This window comes from Janthinobacterium sp. YR213, from assembly GCF_900099875.1.
GTDB classification, from domain to species: Bacteria; Pseudomonadota; Gammaproteobacteria; order Burkholderiales; family Burkholderiaceae_D; genus Janthinobacterium; species Janthinobacterium lividum.
In genome coordinates, this window is the sequence record NZ_FNDA01000003.1 from 14,596 (window position 1) to 34,415 (window position 19,820).

Here is a 19,820-nt window from a genome sequence, read left to right on the forward strand (position 1 = left end):
TCATGTTTTCCTCGTGTCTGGCATGGATGTTCTACAATCGCCCGGGTGCGCCAGGCACCGGCGACAAATCGTCAGGTGTATCAATATCGCGCAAGATGCCGCTGTCGTCCACTGTCACTTCGCATACGGCATGGCTGTTGACGATGCTGCGCGCGCCCTGGTCGCCATCGAGCGCCAGCAGCAGCGGCAAGTGAAAAGCGCTGAAGGCGACAGGATTGCCGCGCCGGCCCTGGAACACGGGCACGGCGATGTGCGCGACATCGCCGATAGCGTGAGACAAGGCGGCGATTGTAGCCGCTTCCACCCAGGGCATGTCGCCCAGGGCGATCAGCCAGCCCGGCGCGCCGCGCACATAATCGATGGCGCAGGTAAGCGAGGCGGCCATGCCCGTGTCGGCGTCATGGCAGACGCGCACCTCGCAGCCCAGCGCACCGAGCACGCGCGCCACCTGCGTGTCGTCGGCACGCACCACGGCCAGCACGCGCGGCAAGGCCGCCAGCATGGACTTTGCGGCCGCCGCCACCACCGGCAAGCCCGCATGCGGGCCTTCGGCCAGCGGCTGCAATAATTTGTTCTGTACGCCGGAAGGGTCGAATCTGCGCCCCCTTCCGGCTGCCAGCAAGATGCCGACCGTACTCAAAAAACCGCTGCCGTCATGCGGCCGCCAGGTCGAATGGCAGCTTGCGCAGGCGCTTGCCCGTCAGGGCGAACAGCGCATTGGCGAATGCGGGCGCCAATGGCGGCACGCCCGGTTCGCCCATGCCCGTTGGCGCGTCGCCCGATGGCACCAGGTGCACCTCGATCACCGGCATGTCTTGCATGCGCGGTACAGGGTAGTCGCCGAAGTTCTGCTGCTCCACCACGCCATCCTTGAGCGTGATGGCCGCGCCGGGAATGGTCATGCCCAGCGCCATCAGCGCGGCTCCCTGTACTTGCGCCTCGATCGTCAAGGGGTTGACGGCCAGGTTGCAATGCACGCCGGCCCATACCTGGTGCAGCTTGGGCGCGCCTTCCACCACGGAAGCCGTCACCACGTAGGCGACGACGGAATTGAACGATTCATGCATGGCCACGCCCCAGGCCTGCCCTTTCGGCAGCTTCTTCTTGCCATAGCCGGACTTGGCCACGGCCAGGTCCAGCGCGGCGATGTGGCGCGTGTGCCTGGCGTCGATCAGCTGCTTGCGGTAGGCGACGGGATCCATCTTCGCCACGTGCGCCGCCTCGTCGATCAGGGTTTCCATGACAAAGGCCGTATGCGTCGAACCGACGGAGCGCCACCACAGCACGGGCACGTTCGCCTTGGCCGTGTGCACGGACAGCTTCATCGGCAGGGTGTACGGCTCGCCCATGCCTTCGACCATGGTGCCATCGACGCCATTTTTCACCATGAAGGCTTCGAATGGCGTGCCGGCCATGATGGACTGGCCCACGATGGTGTGGTCCCAGGCGAGGATTTTCCCTTTGGCGTCGAGACCGATCTGCGCGCGGTGCACATGCGACGGCCGGTAGTAGCCGCCCTTGATGTCATCCTCGCGGCTCCACATCAGCTTTAAGGGGCCGCTCTTACCCGCCGCCCGGTATGCCTTGGCGACGTTGACGGCTTCGACCACATAATCGGACGAGGGCACGGCGCGCCGGCCGAAGCCGCCGCCAGCCATCATCGTGTGCAGCGTCACCTGCCCGGGTTTCAGGCCGGAAGTAGCCGCTATGGCCGCCTGGTCGCCGGTCTGGAATTGCGAGCCCACCCACATCGTGCATTTGTCCGCTTGCAGGTCGACGACGCAGTTGAGCGGCTCCATCGGCGCGTGCGCCAGGTAGGGGAACTCGTACACGGCTTCGATCTTTTTCGGCGCCTTGGCCAGCTTGCCCATGTCGGCAGGCTTGGCGATGGTGCCCGGCGTTTTCGCCAGCGCCTTGAAGGCGGCCAGCTGCTTGTCGCTGCTGACCTTTTCCACGGCGCTCGTATCCCACTCGATCACCAGCGCGTCGCGTCCCTGCTTGGCGGGCCAGTAGCCGTCGGCGATGACGGCCACGCCGCTGCCGCCACGGTCGGTCTTCACTTCCAGCACCTCGAGCACGCCCTTGATGGCTTTCGCCTTGCTGGCGTCGAATTTCGCCACCTTGGCGCCAAACACGGGCGGGCGCGCCACCATGGCCACTTTCGCGCCGGGCGGCTTGAAATCGATGCCGAACTGCTGTTTTCCCGTGGACTTGGCGGCCGCGTCGAGGCGTTTCACGGGTTTGCCGATGATGACAAAGTCGCGCGGGTCTTTCAGCTTGACGGAGGTAGGCACGGGTTGGCGCATGGCCGCGTCGGCAAACTCGCCATACGTCGCCTTTTGTCCGCCAGGGCCATACAGCACGCCCTTGGCGGCACGCACCTGGTCGGGACTGACTTTCCACTGCGCGGCAGCGGCGCCCACCAGCATGGCGCGCGCCTTGGCGCCGATTTCGCGGTACTGCGTAAACGAGTGGGCGATGCTGCCCGAACCGCCCGTCATCTGCATGCCGTAGGCCGCATCCTTGTACTGCTCGCCGGCCGGCGCCAGGGCGCCGTGCACCAGGCTCCAGTCGGCGTCGAGTTCCTCGGCGATCAGCATGGGCAAGCTCGTTTGCACGCCCTGGCCGAATTCCAGCCGGTTCACCTGCACCGTCACCGAGTTATCGGGAGCGATGTGCAAGAAGGCGTTCGGCGCATACACGGGCTTGGCGGGCGCGGCATCGGCCGCCTGCGCCAGCTTGCCTGCGCCAGGCAGGAAAAAGCCCAGCATCAAGCCGCCGCCAGCCGCCGCGCCGGCCTTCATGAAACCGCGCCGCGACACGCCATCGGCAACCGCCACCGGCGCCGATGCCAGCGCCGCGCCCAGGGTCACCCCGCCATGCTGCAATGCTTCCTGATTCAACCATTCGATACGCATGTCGCTCTCCTCAGGCCAGGGTCTTGGCCGCGTCCTTGATGGCTGCGCGGATCCGTTGATAGGTGCCGCAGCGGCAGATATTGCCGCTCATGGCGCCGTCGATATCTGCATCGCTGGGCGCCTTGTTGGTGCGCAGCAGCGCCGTGGCGCTCATCACCTGGCCGCTTTGACAGTAGCCGCATTGCGGCACGTCGTGGCGCACCCATGCCGCCTGCACGGCCTTGCCCACCTGATCGTTTTCCATCGCTTCGATGGTGGTGATCTTTTGCGCGCCCACCGAGGAAATCGGCGTGATGCAGGAGCGGATCGGCTGGCCGTCGAGGTGCACCGTGCAGGCCCCGCACAGGGCCGCGCCGCAACCGAACTTGGTGCCCGTCATATTCAGGTTATCGCGCAGCGCCCACAGGATGGGCGTGGAAGGATCGGCGTCGACCTGCGTGTCGCGTCCGTTGATATTCAAGGTAATCATCTGCTGCTTCCCCTTTTTTGGATTGTTATGGCGTCTACGAACAACACTTGATGATACGACAGCGGAAAAAAGTGCAAAAAAAAGCGCGCCTTGCGAGGGCGCGCCGTCCAGCCTTCCTGGCGACAGCCCGGATTACTTAATGGTCGAGAATTTCTGTTCCAGCGTTTTCGCATCGACCGCGCCCGGAATGCGGCTGCCGTCGGCAAAGAAGATGGCTGGCGTGCCCGAGACGCGCAATTGCTGGCCCAGGGCCAGGATTTTTTCATGCGGGTTGGCGCAAGTGGCGGCCACCGTGGCCGGCGCTTTGCCGTTCAACATCCAGTCATCCCAGGCCTTGTTGCGGTCCGGCGCGCACCAGACATTGCGCGACTTGACGATGGAGTCCGGCGACAGGATGTTGTACATGAAGGTGTAGACGGTGACGTTGTCGATTTCCTTCAGCGCATTCTGGCGGAAACGCTTGCAATAGCCGCAGTTCGGATCTTCGAACACGGCGATCACGCGCTTGCCATTGCCCTTGACGGTCTTCATGGCGGAATCGAGCGGCAAGTCGGAGAACTTGATGCGATTGACTTCGTCCAGGCGCACCTTGGTCAGGTCTTGCGACGTCTTGGCGTCGAAGACGTGGCCGACGAACAGGTATTGCGCGGCCTTGTCCGTGTACAGGATGTCGCCGCCCGTGCGCACTTCGTACAGGCCGCCGTATGGGGTTTCCTTGACCGAATCGACCTTGGCGCCTTCGCCCAGGCGCGGCTCGATCAGCTTTTTGATGTTCGCTTCCGTCGGCGTTTCCGCGCCGGCGCACGACATCATCAGGCCCGAGGCGAGTACCAATGCGATTCTGCTCATTTTTATCACTATCACTTCTCCACTTGAAACGCCTGGCGGGACTGGCCTCTGGTCCGGCGTCATTATCTCTTTGACAAAACGATCGCCGCAGACCAGCTGCGGCGACCTTGAATTTTCACACCTGCCATTATCCGGCGATATCTTAAGATTCGCTGATACTTACTGATGTCCCAATGCGTGCGCAATCATTTTCCGCTTCAGGGCCGGCAATTTATCCAGCAAGTTTAATCCCAAATTGCGAACCACGCGCAACGGTTCCAGATCAGCGCCAAATAATCGCGCCAGGCCATCGGTCGCCAGCTGCATCAGCAGCACGTCTTCCTTGCGCGCGCGCGCATAGCGGGCCAGCACGCGCTCGTCGCCGATGCCGCGGTGCGCTTCGCGTTCGCTGATCGTCTTGACCAGCTGCGCCACATCGGCAAAACCGAGGTTCATGCCGTGGCCCGCCATCGGGTGCACCACGTGGGCGGCGTCGCCGACCAGGGCCACGCGCGGCGCCACCATGGCGTGCGGGCGCATCAGGGTCAATGGGAAGGCGCGCACCAGTTCCGGCTGCAGCGGCGTGAGTTTGCCCAGTTTGTCGTGGCAATAGGCGGCCAGGCGCGCGGCCAGGGCGTCGGCCGATTCGGCCATCAAGGTATCGGCCAGCGCATCGGGCGCCGACCAGACCAGCGAAACGCGGTCGCCCGGCAGCGGCAGCAGCGCGACGATGCCTTCGCTGCCCGTGAACCACTGGTGGGCCGCGCCATGGTGAGGCTTTTCGCAGGCGAAGTTGCTGACCACGCCGCGCTGGCCATACGAGCGGTAATCGAGGCCGATATCGCACTGGCCCCGCACCCACGATTGGGCGCCGTCCGCGCCCACCACCAGCGCGCAGGTGATGGTGTCGCCGCCATCGAGGTGCACGATGGCCGAATCATTCGTCCATTCCAGGCGGCTGGCCCGGCCCTGCAGCACGCTGACGTTCGGCGCGAATTTGAGGGCCGCGTCCAGCGCCTGACCCAGGTTGCGGTCTTCGATGATCCACGCCAGCGTGCCCACATGGGCGCCGTAGGCGTCGAAACCGAGTCCCCCCGCCTGCGCGCCATCGCCGTTGACCAGCATGGCGTCAACGGGCGCCACCCTGTCGGCCGCGAGTGCGCCCCACACCTTCAGCGACGACAGCAACTGGTGCGCCGTATTATTGAGCGCATACACGCGCACGTCCCAGCTGGCTTCGACCGGCTTGGCGGCCGAAGCGGGGGCGGGCGGGCTCACCGGGGATAACAGGGTGACGCTTTGTCCTGCCTGGGCAAACGCCAGCGCCGTGGTTTTCGCGATGGCGCCATTGCCGACGATGCAAACGTCGCTGTGGCTATGCATGAAGCGCCGCATGGTAGGGGGAGTGGGACTGTTCATGCGGCCATTATAGCGTTTGCCCCACCCTTTTCAGATAGTCCGGAAGTACAGGACACGTGCCCCAGATCAAGCAGCGCCATGAAAGACGGGCAGCACATGGTCCGCGATCTCCTGCATCGTCTCGGCCAGCGGGCGGCGGTTCTGCCGCAGCTGCAAGCCGATATGCCGCACGCCGGCCGCGCGCATGGCGTGCAGCTCCGCGATCAGGCCATGGCGCCCCGTGCGGCCGCCGAAACGAAAACGCTGCAGCGGCAGGTTCGGATCTTCGTCCAGGTCCAGGTGGATGAAGCTGACATACGGCTTGTCATCGCCGGCCACGGCGCGCCATTGCGCCGAGCGCCGCGCATGGTCGTCCGGCGTGCCCGGATAGGCGAGCCAGCCATCCATCTGCGCGCCGATCCACGCGGGCGACTGCTGCGCCAGGCCCGCCACCAGCAGGGGCAAGGGCGCGGCTGGCTTGGGCAGCAAACGGATGCCGGGCGGCAGACGCGTCTCGCCCCAGTCGCGCAGCATGGCGACCTGCTCGCGGAAGGCGGCGCCGCGCTGCTCGAAATCGCGGCCAAACACGGGATACTCGACGGGCCGGTCGCCGCTGGCCACGCCCAATAGCAAACGCCCGCCGCTCAACTGGTCCACGCTGGCCGCCGCTTTTAGCGTCAGCACGGGCTCGCGCAGCGGCAGCACCACGGCGGCCGTGCCCAGCAAGATGTTCCCGGTGATGCCGGCCAGGTAGCCAAGATAGGTAAACACCTCGAAGACCTGGGCCGCGTCGCCGAACGACGGGTCGTACAGGGGCACGTCGCGCAGCCACAGGGCCCTGAAACCGAGGCGGTCGGCCAGCTTTGCCAGCGCCGCATGCTGTTTCAGGTCCGGTTCGCCCGGCACGCGGCCGGAGACCGCATTCGCCTGGCGCCCCATGGACGACCAGTCATTATCGAGCGGCAGTTCCAGGCCGATACTGAAACCGCCCTGCCCCAGCTTTGTCATGGCGCCCATCTCAATCCCACTGCGGCGCCAGGCCGTCCGGGTTGGCCAGGCGTTCGCCCCGTTCCAGGGCCGCCATCTGCGCCATCTCGTCCGGCGACAGGGTGATGCGCTGGAAATGCAGGTTCGCTTCCAGGTTGGCACGTTTCGTCGACGAGGGGATCACGGCAAAGCCCTGCTGCAGCGACCAGCTCAAGGCCACTTGCGCCGGCGTCACGCCGTGCTTCGCGGCGATGGCGGCGATCACGGGGTCCGCCATCACCTTGCCATACGCGAGCGGCATGTAGGCCGTGATGTGGATGCCCTGGCTGCGCACAAAGTCGATGACCTTGCGGTTTTGCAGGAACGGATGGATCTCGATCTGCTGCGTGGCGATTTCTGCCGCACCCACCGTATCGATGGCTTGCTGCAGCTGCGCATTGGTGAAATTCGATACGCCGATGGCCTTGGTCAGCCCCTGCGCCTTGGCCTCCGCCAGCGCCGCCATGTATTCGGCGACGGGAATCGCGTCCTGCGGCGACGGCCAGTGGATCAGCGTTAAATCCAGCTGCTCCAGCTGCAGCTTGTGCAGGCTGTCTTTCAAGCTGGGAATGAGTTTGTCGCGCCGCAAGCTCTCGATCCAGATCTTGGTGGTGACGAACAGCTCGTCGCGCGGGACGGGGCTGGCGGCGATGGCCTGGCCCACTTCGGCTTCATTGCCGTAGATTTGCGCCGTGTCGATATGGCGGTAGCCGACGTCCAGGCCCGTGGCGACGGAATCGATGACGACCTGTCCCTGCAGGCGGAAAGTGCCCAGGCCGATTTCAGGGATGGCGGTGTGATGGGTGGTGGCGTTCATGCGGTAATCCTCTCAAGTCAGTAACGATGACCACACTATGCGCCCATCCTTTGTTGAGAAAAATACCGCTTATATCAAATCATATTTGCGCCACAGGCAATTAACGATCCGCAGCTGCAAGAAATCCGGGAAAAGTCACCACCAGCTCTTGCATTCGCGTTTTGGTCTGCTATAATTCGCCACCTTGGCCTGGTAGCTCAGTCGGTAGAGCAGAGGATTGAAAATCCTTGTGTCGGTGGTTCGATTCCGCCCCGGGCCACCAAGAATTCGTTTCACGTTCAAAAACGCCACCTTCGGGTGGCGTTTTTGTTTGTGGGCCGTGTATGCGCCACAAACAAAAACGGGCCGCTTCCGGCCCGCAATTACTCCCCGGCGCCGTCAGCGCCGGGCAAGCCCCCTCTTACCACATCAAATCATCGGGAATCTGGAACGCCGCATACGGATCGTCCTCGTCCACCTGCGTGCTGGCCTGTTTGACGCGCACGACGATGGCGGGGTCGCGTTCGGCGATCTTGTCGGCGATGATGCGCGGCACCAGTTCCACGGCGCCGCCCAGGCAGATGATCACCAGGCGGCCCGCCACCAGGTGGGCTTGCACGGCGGCCGTCACGTAGATGCGCTCGATCTTGTTGTTGAACGTGAAGTTATACGGCACGTCGCCGTTGTTGCCCTTGCTCTGGCGGTTCTTTTGCACCATTTGCGCGATCTGCGCCACGATGGCCTTCTGGTTGGCGGCCGCGTCGCGCTGGGCGTTCAGTTCGCGCGCGCGTTCCGCGTTCTTGCGCTGGGTCTCGAGCGCGGCCAGGCGCACTTCGTCGACGCTTTGCGTGCCGCTCTTGCGCTCGTCCTTTTTTTGCTTGCTCTTGTCCTGGTTGGCCAGTTTGACCTTCTTCTTGTCGACCAGGCCGGCCTTTAAAAACTGCTCTTGCAACGAGACCATAACTACTCCGTATTGAGGGTGCGCCGGCCAAGGCAGCGGCATCGGCCGGTGGAAAGTCGCTAGCATAGCAAAAAACAGGGGGGCTGCCGCCGCAAGATGGCTGCCCGGGGCAGCCGGCAGGTTCCTGGCGCCGGCCAGTAACAAAAAGACACACTCGATTGCAAATTTTGTTGATAAATGTCATATAGTTAGTTACGTTCTGCATATCGGCATTGCCTGCCGGTTGCACGTCCCCTTCCACTGACTGCGTCTACAAGGATTTGCCATGAAACAATTATTCGCCCTCTGCATCGCCGCCGCGTTTGCCAGTACCGCCTTTGCCGCCGCGCCGGAAGCGGCGCCCGCCGCCAAGACGGCCCAACAGTCAAAAATGACGACCTGCAATGCGGACGCCGCCGGCAAGAAAGGCGATGAGCGCAAGGCGTTCATGAAGGAATGCCTGAGCGCCAAGCCGGCGCCGGCCATGACGCAGCAAAACAAGATGAAGGCATGCAATGTCGACGCCAAGGACATGAAGGGCGATGCCCGCAAGGCTTTCATGAAGGAATGCCTGAGCGCGCCGAAAAAATAAGCGCCTCGTCTGCTTGCCCCACAACGCCAGCATCATGCTGGCGTTTTTTTTCACGGCGATGCGTAGCCCTGCATGAGCCGGTCAAGGAAACCGAACAGCTTGCCATTCATGGCCTGCCAGTCGTGGGCGCGCAGGGTCGCTGGCTGCTGCACGAAGCGGTGCGACTCCAGCGTGGCCAGTTCCGTTTCTGAAGCGGCGATCAGCAGGTCGACCACCTCCGGCGTGAACTCCATATGGCACTGGAATCCGTACACCAGATTGCCGTATTCGACGATCTGGCGGGGGCAGCCTTCGCTGTGGGCGATGATCTTCGCGCTGTCAGTCAGGCCCGGCATGTCGCTATGCCAATGTCCGGTCTCCAGGACATCGCCGAAATGGGCGAACTTGTGGTTCGCCTGCCCTTCTCGCGTCAGCATGATGGGGAACTTGCCGATCTCCTTTTCAGGGCTGTGCGCATGGCGCGCTCCCAGGGCCGCGCCGATCAGCTGCGCGCCCAGGCAGACGCCGACGACCGCCTTGCCCGCCGCGGCACATGCGGCGATCAAGGCCTGTTCGGCGGCGGCGTCGAAATGCGGGCATTCCTCGCGCGTCGTCGACGGCGACTGCGGTCCGCCCATGACGACCAGCAGGTCGATGTCCGCGATGGACGGGGGCAGCGGTTCATGGGCGTGGACGCGGGAATACGTGGCCGCGTAGCCGCGCTCGCGTACCCATGTCTCGTAGGCGCCAGGCGCCTCGAACGCTTCATGCACGATGAAATGGACTTTCATGATGTTCCCTTTCTGTGGCGAGGAATTAAAAAACTATGGCCGGCCCAGCACCTGGGCCAGCACGGCGGCGAACGCCTGCGCACGCGCTTCGTCCATGGTCGATACGGTGATCCGCAATCCCTGCGCCGGCGCCTGCACGCCGAAGGCTTCGCCGCCGCGCACCAGCCAGCCATGCCGGGCCAGCGCCAGCACGGCCGCCTGGCTGCCGCCCGGCAGCGGCAGCCACAGGTTCAGTCCATCGGCAGGACTGGCGCCAACCAGGCCTTGCGCCGCCAGCGCATCGGCCAGGATGCCGCGGCGGCGCGCATAGTCTGCGCGGGCCAGGGCCACCTGCGCGGACACTTCGGGTGACGACAGGCAGGCGCTCACGGCATCCTGCAGGAGATGGCTGACCCAGTTCGTGCCGGGCGCCAGGCGCAGGCGCAGGCGCTGGGCGGTCTGCCCGTCGCTGGCGACAACGGCCAGGCGCAGGTCGGGGCCGAAGATCTTCGATACCGAACGGATCAGCGCCCAGCGCCGGGCCGCATGGGGAATCACGTCCTGGTAGCTGGCGACGGACAGCAGCGAGAAATGGTCGTCGATGATGACCAGCACGTGCGGGTAAGCGGCCAGCACCGCGCGCAGCTGGTCCGCGCGCGCAGCGCTCAGGCTGCATCCGGTCGGATTGTGCGCACGCGGCGTCACGATGACGGCTTGCGCGCCTTGCGCCAGCGCCCGTTCCAGCGCCTCGGCCTGCATGCCCTCGGCATCGACAGCCACGCCAACAGCGTGCAGCCCGGCGATGCGCAAGGTGTTGATGCTGCTGACGAAGCACGGGTCTTCCACGGCCACCTTGTCGCCCGCGACCAGATACGCGGCCAGCAGGCGCTCCACCGCATCGACCGCCCCATTCGTCAGGGTGATGTCGTGGCCCTCAGGGCAATCGCCGGCCATCCAGCGCCGCGCCAGGGCTTCCAGCTCCGGATCCAGCGTGGCTTCGCCATACAGGCGCGGGCGGTATGGCTTGCGCGCCAGGGCCGCGCCGACATCGGGCAGCCAGGCAAGGTTAGGATTGCCGCCGCCCAGGTCGGCCAGCGGCGAGCCGGGCAGCAGGCCTTCCTGCTCGCCGGGATCGTGCTGTGCGCGGATGGCCGTGCCCAGGCGCCCTTGCGTGACCGCGATCCCGGCCGTCACCAGGCGCTTGTACGCCAGCGACACGGTATTACGGTTGACGCCCAAGGTCGCGGCCAGCTCGCGCACGGTCGGCAACTCCTGGCCCGGCGCCAGTTCGCCCGCCTGCGTCAGAGCACGGATGCTGTCGAACAGCTCCGCAGCGGTTTTCCCTGCAATCTTCATGATAGTCTCAGACATGATATATTTTGGCATAGGACAATCATACATCACTGCGGCGACTCCTGCCGCTCATAAGGCTGACACAAGGCTGACACATGAACAATGACACTCCCCTGCTCACTGCGACCATGCACGCGCAGCATGGGCGCTGGCCGCAAGCCGTGTCGGTGGACGACTTCCGCCGCAATCTGGCCGCCGTGCACGCGCGCATGGCCGCCGCATGCCAGCGGGTCGGCCGCGATCCGGCCGGCGTGCGCCTGCTGCCCGTCAGCAAGACCAAGCCCGAGGCGAGCCTGCGCCTGGCCTACGCCGCGGGTTGCCGCATGCTGGGAGAAAACAAGCCGCAGGAGGCAGGCCGCAAGTGGGAAGCGATGGCGGACCTGGGCGATCTGCAATGGTCGGTGATCGGCCATTTGCAGACCAACAAGGCCAAGCTGGTGGCGCGCTTTGCCAGCGAATTCCAGGCTCTCGACAGCCTGCGCGTGGCCGAGGCGCTGGAACGGCGCCTGCAAGCGGCAGGACGGGGGCTCGATGTGTTCGTGCAAGTGAACACATCGGGAGAAGCCAGCAAGTACGGCTTGCCGCCGGACGAGGTGGCCGCTTTCCTGCGCGCGCTGCCCGCCTTCCCGGCGCTGCGGGTGCGCGGACTCATGACATTGGCGCTGTTGTCGGCGGAAGCCGTGCGCGTGCGCCGCTGCTTCGTTCTGCTGCGCACATTGCGCGACCGGCTGCGCCAGGATGTTCCCGATGGCATAGGCCTCGACCAGCTGTCGATGGGCATGTCCGGCGATTATGAAATCGCCATTGAAGAAGGCGCCACCGTCGTGCGGGTCGGCCAGGCCATCTTCGGCGCACGGGACACGCCAGATAGCCACTACTGGCCCACGGCGGAAAAGGAATAGACGGCCCGATGCGCCCTGCGGGTAGTCGTGCAGTCAATCATATCGAATGATCAAGATGACATGCAGAACGATACCGCGTAATATTTTTACCATACTGCTCAGCTCGGCAGCACAGCTCCTTGGGGAAAGGACGGCAGCGTGGCCGCGTCAAACGATCTCGCGCACTGGCGCGGACAGATTTTTGCGCGCTTGCTGCAGGCGGTGCTGCTGCTTGGCATCGTCACTGCCATTCCCAGCGCCCTGCTGGCGGCGCGCGAAGCTATCTGGTCCATAGTCGCCCTCGACGTGCTGGCCATCGGCTGGGTCGGTCTCATCTGGCATCTGCGCGCCATGCCCTACCGCTGGCGCGTGTGGCAATTCCTGATCGTCGCCTACCTGGTGGGCGTGGGCCTGCTGCTGAAAATCGGCCCCGTCAGCCAGATCTACATGATGCTCATGCCCGTGCTGGCGGCCCTGCTGCTGGGGATGCGGCCAGCCTTGTCGACCCTGGCCCTGACTTCGCTGACCATCTTTTTCCTCGGCCTGCATCCCGACGTGGAGCTGCAATTGCGCGGCGTGCCCGACTCCCCCGTGCTGCGCGCGCTGATCGTGGCCCTGAACTTCCTGTTCATCGCCGCCGTGCTGACCCTCTCCTGCGCTTTCCTGCTGCGCCACCTGGAACGCAGCAGCCAGGCCCTGTCGCAGCTGAACGCCGATCTGCGCCTGACGGCCACGGCGCTGGCCCGCCTGAACGACATGGTGATGCTCGCCGAAGTGGCCGATGCCCCGCCAGGCGCGGGTGCGGCGCCGGCCACGCGCATCATCTTCGTCAACGACGCCTTCGAGCGCAGCAGCGGCTATGCGCGCGCCGAGGTGCTGGGCCGCAGCCTGTTGTTCCAGCAAGGCCCCGCCACCGATGCGGGCGAACTGGCGCGCATCGCCGCCGCCATGGCCCGCGCCCAGCCGGCACGCGCGGAATTGCTCAATTACAACAAGGCCGGCAAGGCGTACTGGGTCGAAGCGGAACTGGTGCCGTTCACGGATGCGGACGGCAGGCAGACGCACTGGGTGGCCGTCGAGCGCGAAATCGACGAGCGCAAGAAATCGGAAGCGGACATCCACCGCCTGGCCTTCTACGACGTGCTCACGGGCCTGCCCAACCGGCGCCTGCTGATGGACCGCATCGGCCACCTGCTGGCCGCCGCGCCGCGCGGCCATACCATCAGTGCGCTGATGTTCATCGACCTCGACCACTTCAAGCACATCAACGACGCGCGCGGCCACGCCACCGGCGACGCTCTGCTGCGCCTTGCCGGCGAACGGCTGGCGCAGCTGATGCGCAAGGCCGACACGGTGGCGCGCATCGGCGGCGACGAATTCGTCGTGCTGCTGGCGCACCTGGCCGATGACCTGCACAACGCCGCCCGCGCGGCGGCCCAGGTGGCCGAGAAAATCCGTGCCGCCATCGCGCGCGACTTCGAGATCGAAGGGCAGTCCTATCATTGCAGCGCCAGCATCGGCGTGACCCTGCTGCCGAAAGCGGGCCAGCAGGCGCACGACCTGCTGCGCGAAGCGGACATCGCCATGTACCGGGCCAAGGCGGAAGGACGCAACGGCATCGCCTTCTTTGAAGCGGCCATGCAGGCGGGCGTGGAACGCCGCCTGACCCTGGAAAGGACACTCGCGCGCGCCCTCGATGCCGGTGAATTATGCATGTACGTGCAGCCGCAGGTCGACCGCCACGGCCGGGTGACGGGCGCCGAACTGCTGATGCGCTGGCCGCAGGCGGACGGCGACCATATCGCTCCCGGCATCTTCATCCCCATCGCCGAGGAATCGGGGCTGATCGTCAAGCTGGGCCACTGGGCCCTGCGCGAAGCGTGCCGCGCCGCCGCCATGCTGGCGCGGGCCGGATCGCCTGTCGCCCTGTCCGTGAATGTGAGTCCGGCCCAGTTTCGTCAGCCCGATTTTGCCGCCCGCGTGCAGGCCGCGCTGGCCGAACACGGCACGCCGGCCGGCGCCCTGATCCTGGAACTGACGGAAGGCTTGCTGATCGACCAGCGCGATGCCTCGCTGGCGCGCATGCGCGAACTGGCGGCCCTGGGCATCCGCTTTTCCATCGACGATTTCGGCACCGGCTATTCCAGCCTCGCCTACCTGACGTCGATGCCGCTGTACGAACTCAAGATCGACAAGCGCTTCATCGACGACACGCCGCACGATGCGCGCGACACGGCCATCGTGCAAGCGATCCTGGCCATGGCGCGCCACCTGGGCTTGCGCGTCGTGGCCGAAGGCGTGGAAACGCAGGAGCAGGCCGACTTCCTGATCGCCCACGATTGCGACGGCTTGCAGGGCTACCTGTATGCGCGGCCGATGCCGCTCGATGACTTTCTCGCCTGGCTGGCCCAGCGCCAAGCTTAGCTTTCCGACATTTCCCGCACGAAACTCCTCCGCTAGAATACCGGCCTCATAGCCTGTACCTTCACCATCCCCTTTGATTAAAGTGATCCCCGATGCGTCTGGTTCTTCCCCTGCTGCTCACCCTGATAGCCGCCCTGCCCGCCGCCCATGCGGCCCCATCCACCACCACCCCCACGCCGATCACGCTGGACCAGGCCATGGCCGACCCCGACTGGATCGGCACGCCCGTCGAAGCGGCATGGTGGGGCTGGAATGGGCAGCTCTACTACAAGCAAAAACGCCTCGGCTCGCCCCTGCGCGACACGTATCAATTGCCAGGCGCAAACGCCAAACTGAATAGCGGCAAGAAGGTCGATGATGCGCAGCTGGCCAATCTCGATGGCCAGCAGATGGTCGTCAACCGCTCCGGCACGCGCGCCATCCTGCTGCGCAACGGCGACTTGTTCGAGCGCGACCTGAAAAGCGGCGCCTTGACACAAATCACGCGCGGCGTCACGGCCATCAGCGACCCGCAATATTCCGCCGACGGCGCCGCCGTGCAATACCGCAGCGGCACCGACTGGTTCAGCTGGAGCCGCGCGGAGCGCCTGAGCGCCCCCGTCGCCCTGCTGCGCGCCGCCAAGGACCCGGACGCCACACCGGAAGCGGACGCCCTGCGCGACCTGCAGCTGCGCCTGATCGTCAACCTGGCGCGCCAGAAGCAAGACCGCGACGCGAACCGCGAACGCCGCCATGAAGAGCGCCGCCTGGACGCCACGCGCGCGCCGGAACCGATCTACCTGGGAGACAAAGTCACCATTTCCGGCAGCGCCCTGTCGCCGGACGGCCGCTGGCTGCTGTTCGTCACGCAAGACAAGGCGGCCGAGAAGGGCAAGCTGGGCAAACTGGCCCGCTACGTGACGGAAACGGGCTACCCGGACGTCGATGACGAGCGCACGCGCGTGGGCCGCAACATGCCGATCGCGCAAAGCCTGAAGCTGGCCGACCTGCGCACGGGCACCGTGCGCGAGATCGGTTTCGACAGCCTGCCCGGCATCGCCACCGACCCGCTGGCCAGTCTGCGCGCCGAACAGAAGCTGCCGCCCCTGAAAGGCAACCGTGCCGTGCGCATCGACGCCCAGCGCGACGGCATCGCCTGGACCGATGACGGCAGCAAGGTGGCCGTGCGCATCCGCGCCGTCGACAACAAGGATGGCTGGCTCGCCAACGTCGACCTGGCCAACGCCGCCCTCGTGCCCGTGCACCGCATCAGCGACACGGCCTGGGTCAACCGCCGCGCCGACGAATTCGGCTGGCTGCCCGACAACACCACCCTGTGGTATCTGTCCGAGGAAAGCGGCTACGCCCACCTGTACACGAAGACGGGCGCGGCCCCGGCACGCGCATTGACGCAAGGCAAATGGGAAGTGAGCGCCGTCGAATGGAGCCGCGACGGCAAGCATGCCTATTTCATGTGCAACCGGCAGGCGCCCGGCACGTATGAAGTGTGCGCCAGCACTGCCAGGGATGGCGGCGCGCGCGAAGTGACGAATTTGAAAGGCGTGGAAAACTTCGGCCTGTCGCCCGATAACGGCAAGCTGCTGCTGCGCTATTCGACCAGCTATATGCCGGCCCAGCTGGCGACGGTTGCCGTCGCGGGCGGCAAGGCAAATATCCTGACCGATACGCGCAGCGACGCCTTCAAGGCGCGCAACTGGGTCATGCCGGAACTGGTGCAAGTACCGTCCACGCATGGCGCGGCGCCGATCTGGGCCAAGCTGTACCGCCCGGCGCAACTGGAAGCGGGCAAGCGCTATCCGATCGTCATGTTCGCGCACGGCGCCGGCTACCTGCAAAACGTGACCCAGCGCTATCCCGTCTACTTCCGCGAACAGATGTTCCACAACCTGCTGGTCGAGCAAGGCTACATCGTGCTCGACGTCGACTACCGCGCCTCGCTCGGTTACGGCAGCGCCTGGCGCACGGCCATCTACCGCCAGATGGGCCATCCGGAACTGGAAGATTTTGTCGACGGCGCCAACTGGCTGGCGCAGCAGCACCAGGGCGACATCCGGAACGTGGGCATCTATGGCGGCAGCTATGGCGGCTTCATGAGCCTGATGGCCCTGATGCGCGCGCCGGAAATCTTCAAGTCCGGCGCCGCCCTGCGTCCCGTGACGGACTGGACCACGTACAACCACGAATACACGGCGAATATCCTGAACACGCCGGACGTCGATCCGCAAGCCTATAAAATCTCGTCGCCGATCGAATACGCGGACAAGCTGACGGGCAACCTCCTGATCGCCCACGGCATGATCGACGACAACGTGTTTTACCAGGATTCCGTGCGCCTGTCGCAGCGCCTGATCGAACTGAAAAAGGATAACTGGGAAATGGCCAGCTACCCCATGGAGCGCCATGGATTCGTGCAGCCGGAGGCGTGGTATGACGAGTACCGCCGGATTTATCAGTTGCTCCAGAGAACATTGAAATAAACCCCGATGCCCGCTTGATGCGGGCATTTTTCATGGACTCATTCAGTCAAACGGCACGGGCGGTGGCGTCGTGTCCGACGATGGTGGCAGGATCGGCAGCACGAGGTGCGGCTGCTTGCCCGTCAACGTCTTCAGGAAGGCCACCAGCTTGGCGTTTTCATCGGGCGTGAAGGTGCGGCCCAGCTGCAGGCGGCCCATCACGTCGACGGCTTGCGTCAACGTCGCCGCTTCGCCATCGTGGAAATAGGGATACGTCAGTTCCACGTTGCGCAAGGTCGGCACCTTGAAGTTGAAGCGGTCCGCATCCTTGCCCGTCACGGCCGAGCGTCCCTGCGCCGTCATCGCCGTTTTATACGGCTCCACCACGCCCATCTTCTGGAAGGTATTGCCGCCCACGGCGGGGCCGTTATGACAGGCGATGCAGCCGCTCGATTTGAACAGCTGGTAGCCGGCCAGCTCGTCCTTCGTCAGCGCGCTTTTCTTGCCCGACAGCCATTGATCGAAACGGGAACCGGGCGTCACCAGCACCTCTTCAAAGGCGGCGATGGCGCGCGTAACTTGCTCGATGGTCAGCTTATCCTGGCCAAACACTTGCCGGAACTCCGCGCGGTAGGCGGGAATCGAGGCCAGCACGTCGATGGCCAGCTCGTGCGTAAAAGCCATTTCGCCGGGATTGGCGATGGGACCGCCCGCCTGCTCCTGCAAATCCTTGGCGCGGCCATCCCAGAATTGCGCCACGTTCATGCTGGAATTGAGCACCGTGGGCGAATTGATGGGGCCGCGCTGCCAGTTGTGGCCGATCGAGGTCTTGATATTGTCCGTGCCGCCCATGCTCAGGTTGTGGCAGCTATTGCAGGAAATAAAGCCCGAGCGCGACAGGCGAGGGTCGAAAAACAGCTTCTTGCCCAGTTCGACCATGGCCGGATTGGCGATCTTGGCGGCAGTGATGGGCTGGATCGGCTCCTTGTCGGCGGCATGCAGGACGCCGCCAAGGGCCAGGCTGGTGATGAAGAGAAAGGGTGAGAGGGTGCGGCGCATAATCTAACTCCTGGAAGCATTCCCGAATCAGCGGCGCGCGCCGGCGCGGGAATGCAGCGCACCGGCCCGGTTGCCACCCGTACATCGCTGGTTGGATGTTGATTTATATTAACTTTGACTAGTTAATAAGGAAAATGACCAGGGTCAAGGTTCTCGCCAAGTGCGAATCGCGCTTGCCATTTACGCAAGCGTGGCACATGATAAAGGCATGCACACACCTACCTACTCCCTGCTGCGCGCCGCGTGCGCCAGCTTCCTGCTGCTGGCCGCCAGCGCCTGCGGCAGCGCGCCCACGCAAGATGATGCGCCGCCCGCCCCCGGCAATGCCGGCCTGCTGGCGCAAATCCAGGCGGAAGTGGGGGTAGCCGCCTGCGATTCCACCCAGCAATGCCAGACCATCGCCATCGGCGCCAAGGCTTGCGGCGGCCCCGAGCGCTACCTGGCCTGGTCCAGCAAGGGCAATGACGGCAAGAAACTCAAGGCACTGGCCCAGGCGCAAGCCGAGGCGAGCCGCAAACAGCAGCAAGCGGACGGCATGATGTCGACCTGCTCCATCGTCACGGACCCGGGCGCCACCTGCGAGGCGGGGCGCTGCGTGCTGCAAAAGAGCGCCCTGGGCGGCAGCGCCGCCATGTAAACAAAGCCGCTGGATCAGCGGCTTGAGTGCTTCTGCAACACGTCAGGACTGCAATTGCAAGGTCTTGACGATCTTGCTCTCCACCTTCTCGCCCGCGCCCGCGGTGGCATTCTTGCTCTCCTTGCGCAGCAACAATAAATGGTCGCCGCTGACGCCATACTGGCGCGTCTCGTCCGACTTCTGCGTAAAGCTGACGACGACAAAGGCGCGCCCGCTCACGTCAAAGTGGAAATGGCTGGCCAGCGGCGTGCCGTCCGCGGCGATCCATACCTCGATGCCGCCTTCGAACTTCTTCACATACTTGCGGTCTTTCTCAGGCACCTTGTCAAGCGACAAGGTAAAGCTGAGCAAACGCGCCGGCTTGCCCTTGTAGCTATCCATCTTTTCGCTGCTGAACACGGCTTCCTCGATCTCGCGCGACAGGGCATCGGCCGCCGACACCATGGAACGCAGCTCCGTCGCCTTCATTTCCCCCAGCGCAAAGCCGATCGGCGTCTTGACCTTCGGATCCTTCACCCTGGCGCGCTGCTCGGCTTCCACTTTCGCCAGCAAGTCCTTGCCGTAAAGCACCTGCAAGCCCGCCGGCCCGCCCTCGACAGTGACAGTGGCCTGGCCGCTATCCTCTTCCGCCGCCTTGCCCTCGCCCTCGCGGCGCCAGGATTTCGATTCGACCTGCGCCTTGATGGGCATCTGGCCCTGCAAGCGCGCCAGCGCCGCATTCAAATCAGCAAGCCCGTCGGCCCGCGCCGTGCCGCACAACAAGCCGAACAAGCCCGCCGCCGCCAGGCCTTGTACTCCAATACGTCGCTGCATCGCCACATCCCTTCAGTTCATACAAAGATGCCAAAACACTATGTTTTGGCCATCTGTTGCATTTGAACACAGCTAGCTCTGGTCAGGTGGAAAGTCTTTCTGCTATAATTCGCCGCCTTGGCCTGGTAGCTCAGTCGGTAGAGCAGAGGATTGAAAATCCTTGTGTCGGTGGTTCGATTCCGCCCCGGGCCACCAAGAATTCAGCAGTACATAGCCAAAAGCCAACCTTCGGGTTGGCTTTTTTGTTTCTCTTTGCCAAACCGTCCCCCACCCCGCCGCTATGTACGCAAACGTACGGACTGCGGCCGCCCAAGAGCCCATGCTGCAGGCAGACCACACCCCCTTCCCGCCGCCAGCGTCCTGCGCGACACGGCGCAACGGCCACCTGATCAGATTCTCTCCGTAACACCGCCATGCGAAACTCGCGCCCGACGCCGTCGAGCCGTTCCGTACATCACGGCACACTGCCAAAGGATGCATC

17 protein-coding genes and 2 tRNA genes are annotated in these 19,820 nt (G+C 64.6%); 7 read left to right on the forward strand and 12 right to left on the reverse strand.

Annotated elements, in window-relative coordinates; all coding sequences use genetic code 11:
• Nucleotides 1–31: 31 nt before the first annotated feature.
• From BLT98_RS14030 to dkgB, 7 genes are all read right to left on the reverse strand, one after another.
• Nucleotides 32–640, reverse strand: coding sequence for a nucleotidyltransferase family protein (locus tag BLT98_RS14030; protein ID WP_092608778.1), 609 nt, complete (start codon nucleotides 638–640; stop codon nucleotides 32–34).
• Between the two features lie 13 nt (nucleotides 641–653).
• Nucleotides 654–2,918: a xanthine dehydrogenase family protein molybdopterin-binding subunit gene (locus tag BLT98_RS14035; protein ID WP_092608781.1), complete on the reverse strand. Its 2,265-nt coding sequence runs from the start codon at nucleotides 2,916–2,918 to the stop codon at nucleotides 654–656.
• Nucleotides 2,919–2,928: 10 nt separating this feature from the next.
• Complete coding sequence (locus tag BLT98_RS14040) at nucleotides 2,929–3,387, reverse strand: (2Fe-2S)-binding protein (RefSeq protein ID WP_034753534.1); 459 nt, start codon at nucleotides 3,385–3,387, stop codon at nucleotides 2,929–2,931.
• Nucleotides 3,388–3,519: 132 nt separating this feature from the next.
• Entirely contained in the window at nucleotides 3,520–4,236 is a 717-nt protein-coding gene (locus BLT98_RS14045; protein WP_034785648.1) for a DsbC family protein, read from the reverse strand.
• 159 nt (nucleotides 4,237–4,395) lie between these two features.
• Nucleotides 4,396–5,634 (reverse strand): FAD-dependent monooxygenase, encoded by a 1,239-nt coding sequence (locus BLT98_RS14050; RefSeq protein ID WP_244517492.1) that lies wholly within the window; start codon nucleotides 5,632–5,634, stop codon nucleotides 4,396–4,398.
• A 66-nt stretch (nucleotides 5,635–5,700) separates the two neighbouring features.
• A complete protein-coding gene (locus BLT98_RS14055) occupies nucleotides 5,701–6,630 on the reverse strand; it encodes an LLM class oxidoreductase (RefSeq protein WP_092608787.1) in 930 nt (309 codons plus the stop codon).
• A 1-nt stretch (nucleotide 6,631) separates the two neighbouring features.
• Nucleotides 6,632–7,456: a 2,5-didehydrogluconate reductase DkgB gene (dkgB, locus tag BLT98_RS14060; protein WP_092608790.1), complete on the reverse strand. Its 825-nt coding sequence runs from the start codon at nucleotides 7,454–7,456 to the stop codon at nucleotides 6,632–6,634.
• 186 nt (nucleotides 7,457–7,642) lie between these two features.
• On the opposite strand from dkgB, the gene BLT98_RS14065 reads away from it, so the two are divergent.
• Nucleotides 7,643–7,718, forward strand: a tRNA-Phe gene (locus BLT98_RS14065).
• Nucleotides 7,719–7,856: 138 nt separating this feature from the next.
• Here the strand turns inward: BLT98_RS14065 and BLT98_RS14070 are convergent.
• Nucleotides 7,857–8,396 (reverse strand): DUF2058 domain-containing protein, encoded by a 540-nt coding sequence (locus BLT98_RS14070; RefSeq protein WP_092608793.1) that lies wholly within the window; start codon nucleotides 8,394–8,396, stop codon nucleotides 7,857–7,859.
• Between the two features lie 265 nt (nucleotides 8,397–8,661).
• Here BLT98_RS14070 and BLT98_RS14075 point away from each other — a divergent pair, with 265 nt between their 5' ends.
• Nucleotides 8,662–8,967, forward strand: a complete 306-nt coding sequence (locus tag BLT98_RS14075) for a PsiF family protein (protein WP_034784390.1) — start codon at nucleotides 8,662–8,664, stop codon at nucleotides 8,965–8,967.
• A 50-nt stretch (nucleotides 8,968–9,017) separates the two neighbouring features.
• Here BLT98_RS14075 and BLT98_RS14080 read toward each other — a convergent pair whose 3' ends face one another.
• A complete protein-coding gene (locus BLT98_RS14080; RefSeq protein ID WP_092608795.1) occupies nucleotides 9,018–9,737 on the reverse strand; it encodes a glutamine amidotransferase-related protein in 720 nt (239 codons plus the stop codon).
• Nucleotides 9,738–9,770: 33 nt separating this feature from the next.
• Complete coding sequence (gene ptsJ, locus BLT98_RS14085; protein ID WP_092608798.1) at nucleotides 9,771–11,072, reverse strand: MocR-like B6 salvage transcription factor PtsJ; 1,302 nt, start codon at nucleotides 11,070–11,072, stop codon at nucleotides 9,771–9,773.
• 92 nt (nucleotides 11,073–11,164) lie between these two features.
• On the opposite strand from ptsJ, the gene BLT98_RS14090 reads away from it, so the two are divergent.
• The 3 genes from BLT98_RS14090 to BLT98_RS14100 all read left to right on the forward strand — a co-directional run bounded on the left by BLT98_RS14090 (nucleotide 11,165) and on the right by BLT98_RS14100 (nucleotide 16,851).
• Entirely contained in the window at nucleotides 11,165–11,971 is an 807-nt protein-coding gene (locus tag BLT98_RS14090; RefSeq protein ID WP_070282872.1) for a YggS family pyridoxal phosphate-dependent enzyme, read from the forward strand.
• A gap of 138 nt (nucleotides 11,972–12,109) precedes the next feature.
• Complete coding sequence (locus BLT98_RS14095; protein WP_092608801.1) at nucleotides 12,110–14,374, forward strand: putative bifunctional diguanylate cyclase/phosphodiesterase; 2,265 nt, start codon at nucleotides 12,110–12,112, stop codon at nucleotides 14,372–14,374.
• A 92-nt stretch (nucleotides 14,375–14,466) separates the two neighbouring features.
• On the forward strand, nucleotides 14,467–16,851 hold the full coding sequence (locus tag BLT98_RS14100; protein ID WP_092608804.1) for a S9 family peptidase: 2,385 nt from the start codon (nucleotides 14,467–14,469) through the stop codon (nucleotides 16,849–16,851).
• A gap of 42 nt (nucleotides 16,852–16,893) precedes the next feature.
• On the opposite strand, the gene BLT98_RS14105 is transcribed toward BLT98_RS14100, so the two are convergent.
• Nucleotides 16,894–17,889 (reverse strand): cytochrome-c peroxidase, encoded by a 996-nt coding sequence (locus BLT98_RS14105; protein ID WP_092608807.1) that lies wholly within the window; start codon nucleotides 17,887–17,889, stop codon nucleotides 16,894–16,896.
• Between the two features lie 208 nt (nucleotides 17,890–18,097).
• Between BLT98_RS14105 and BLT98_RS14110 the strand changes: the two genes are divergently transcribed.
• The gene (locus tag BLT98_RS14110) at nucleotides 18,098–18,526 is read left to right on the forward strand and encodes a hypothetical protein (RefSeq protein ID WP_070259846.1); all 429 of its coding nucleotides are present in this window, start codon (nucleotides 18,098–18,100) and stop codon (nucleotides 18,524–18,526) included.
• Between the two features lie 42 nt (nucleotides 18,527–18,568).
• Here BLT98_RS14110 and BLT98_RS14115 read toward each other — a convergent pair whose 3' ends face one another.
• Nucleotides 18,569–19,339 carry a hypothetical protein gene (locus tag BLT98_RS14115; RefSeq protein ID WP_092608810.1) on the reverse strand — a complete coding sequence of 257 codons (771 nt, stop codon included), beginning with the start codon at nucleotides 19,337–19,339 and terminating at the stop codon, nucleotides 18,569–18,571.
• Nucleotides 19,340–19,458: 119 nt separating this feature from the next.
• On the opposite strand from BLT98_RS14115, the gene BLT98_RS14120 reads away from it, so the two are divergent.
• A tRNA-Phe gene (locus BLT98_RS14120) sits at nucleotides 19,459–19,534 on the forward strand.
• Nucleotides 19,535–19,820 lie beyond the last annotated feature (286 nt).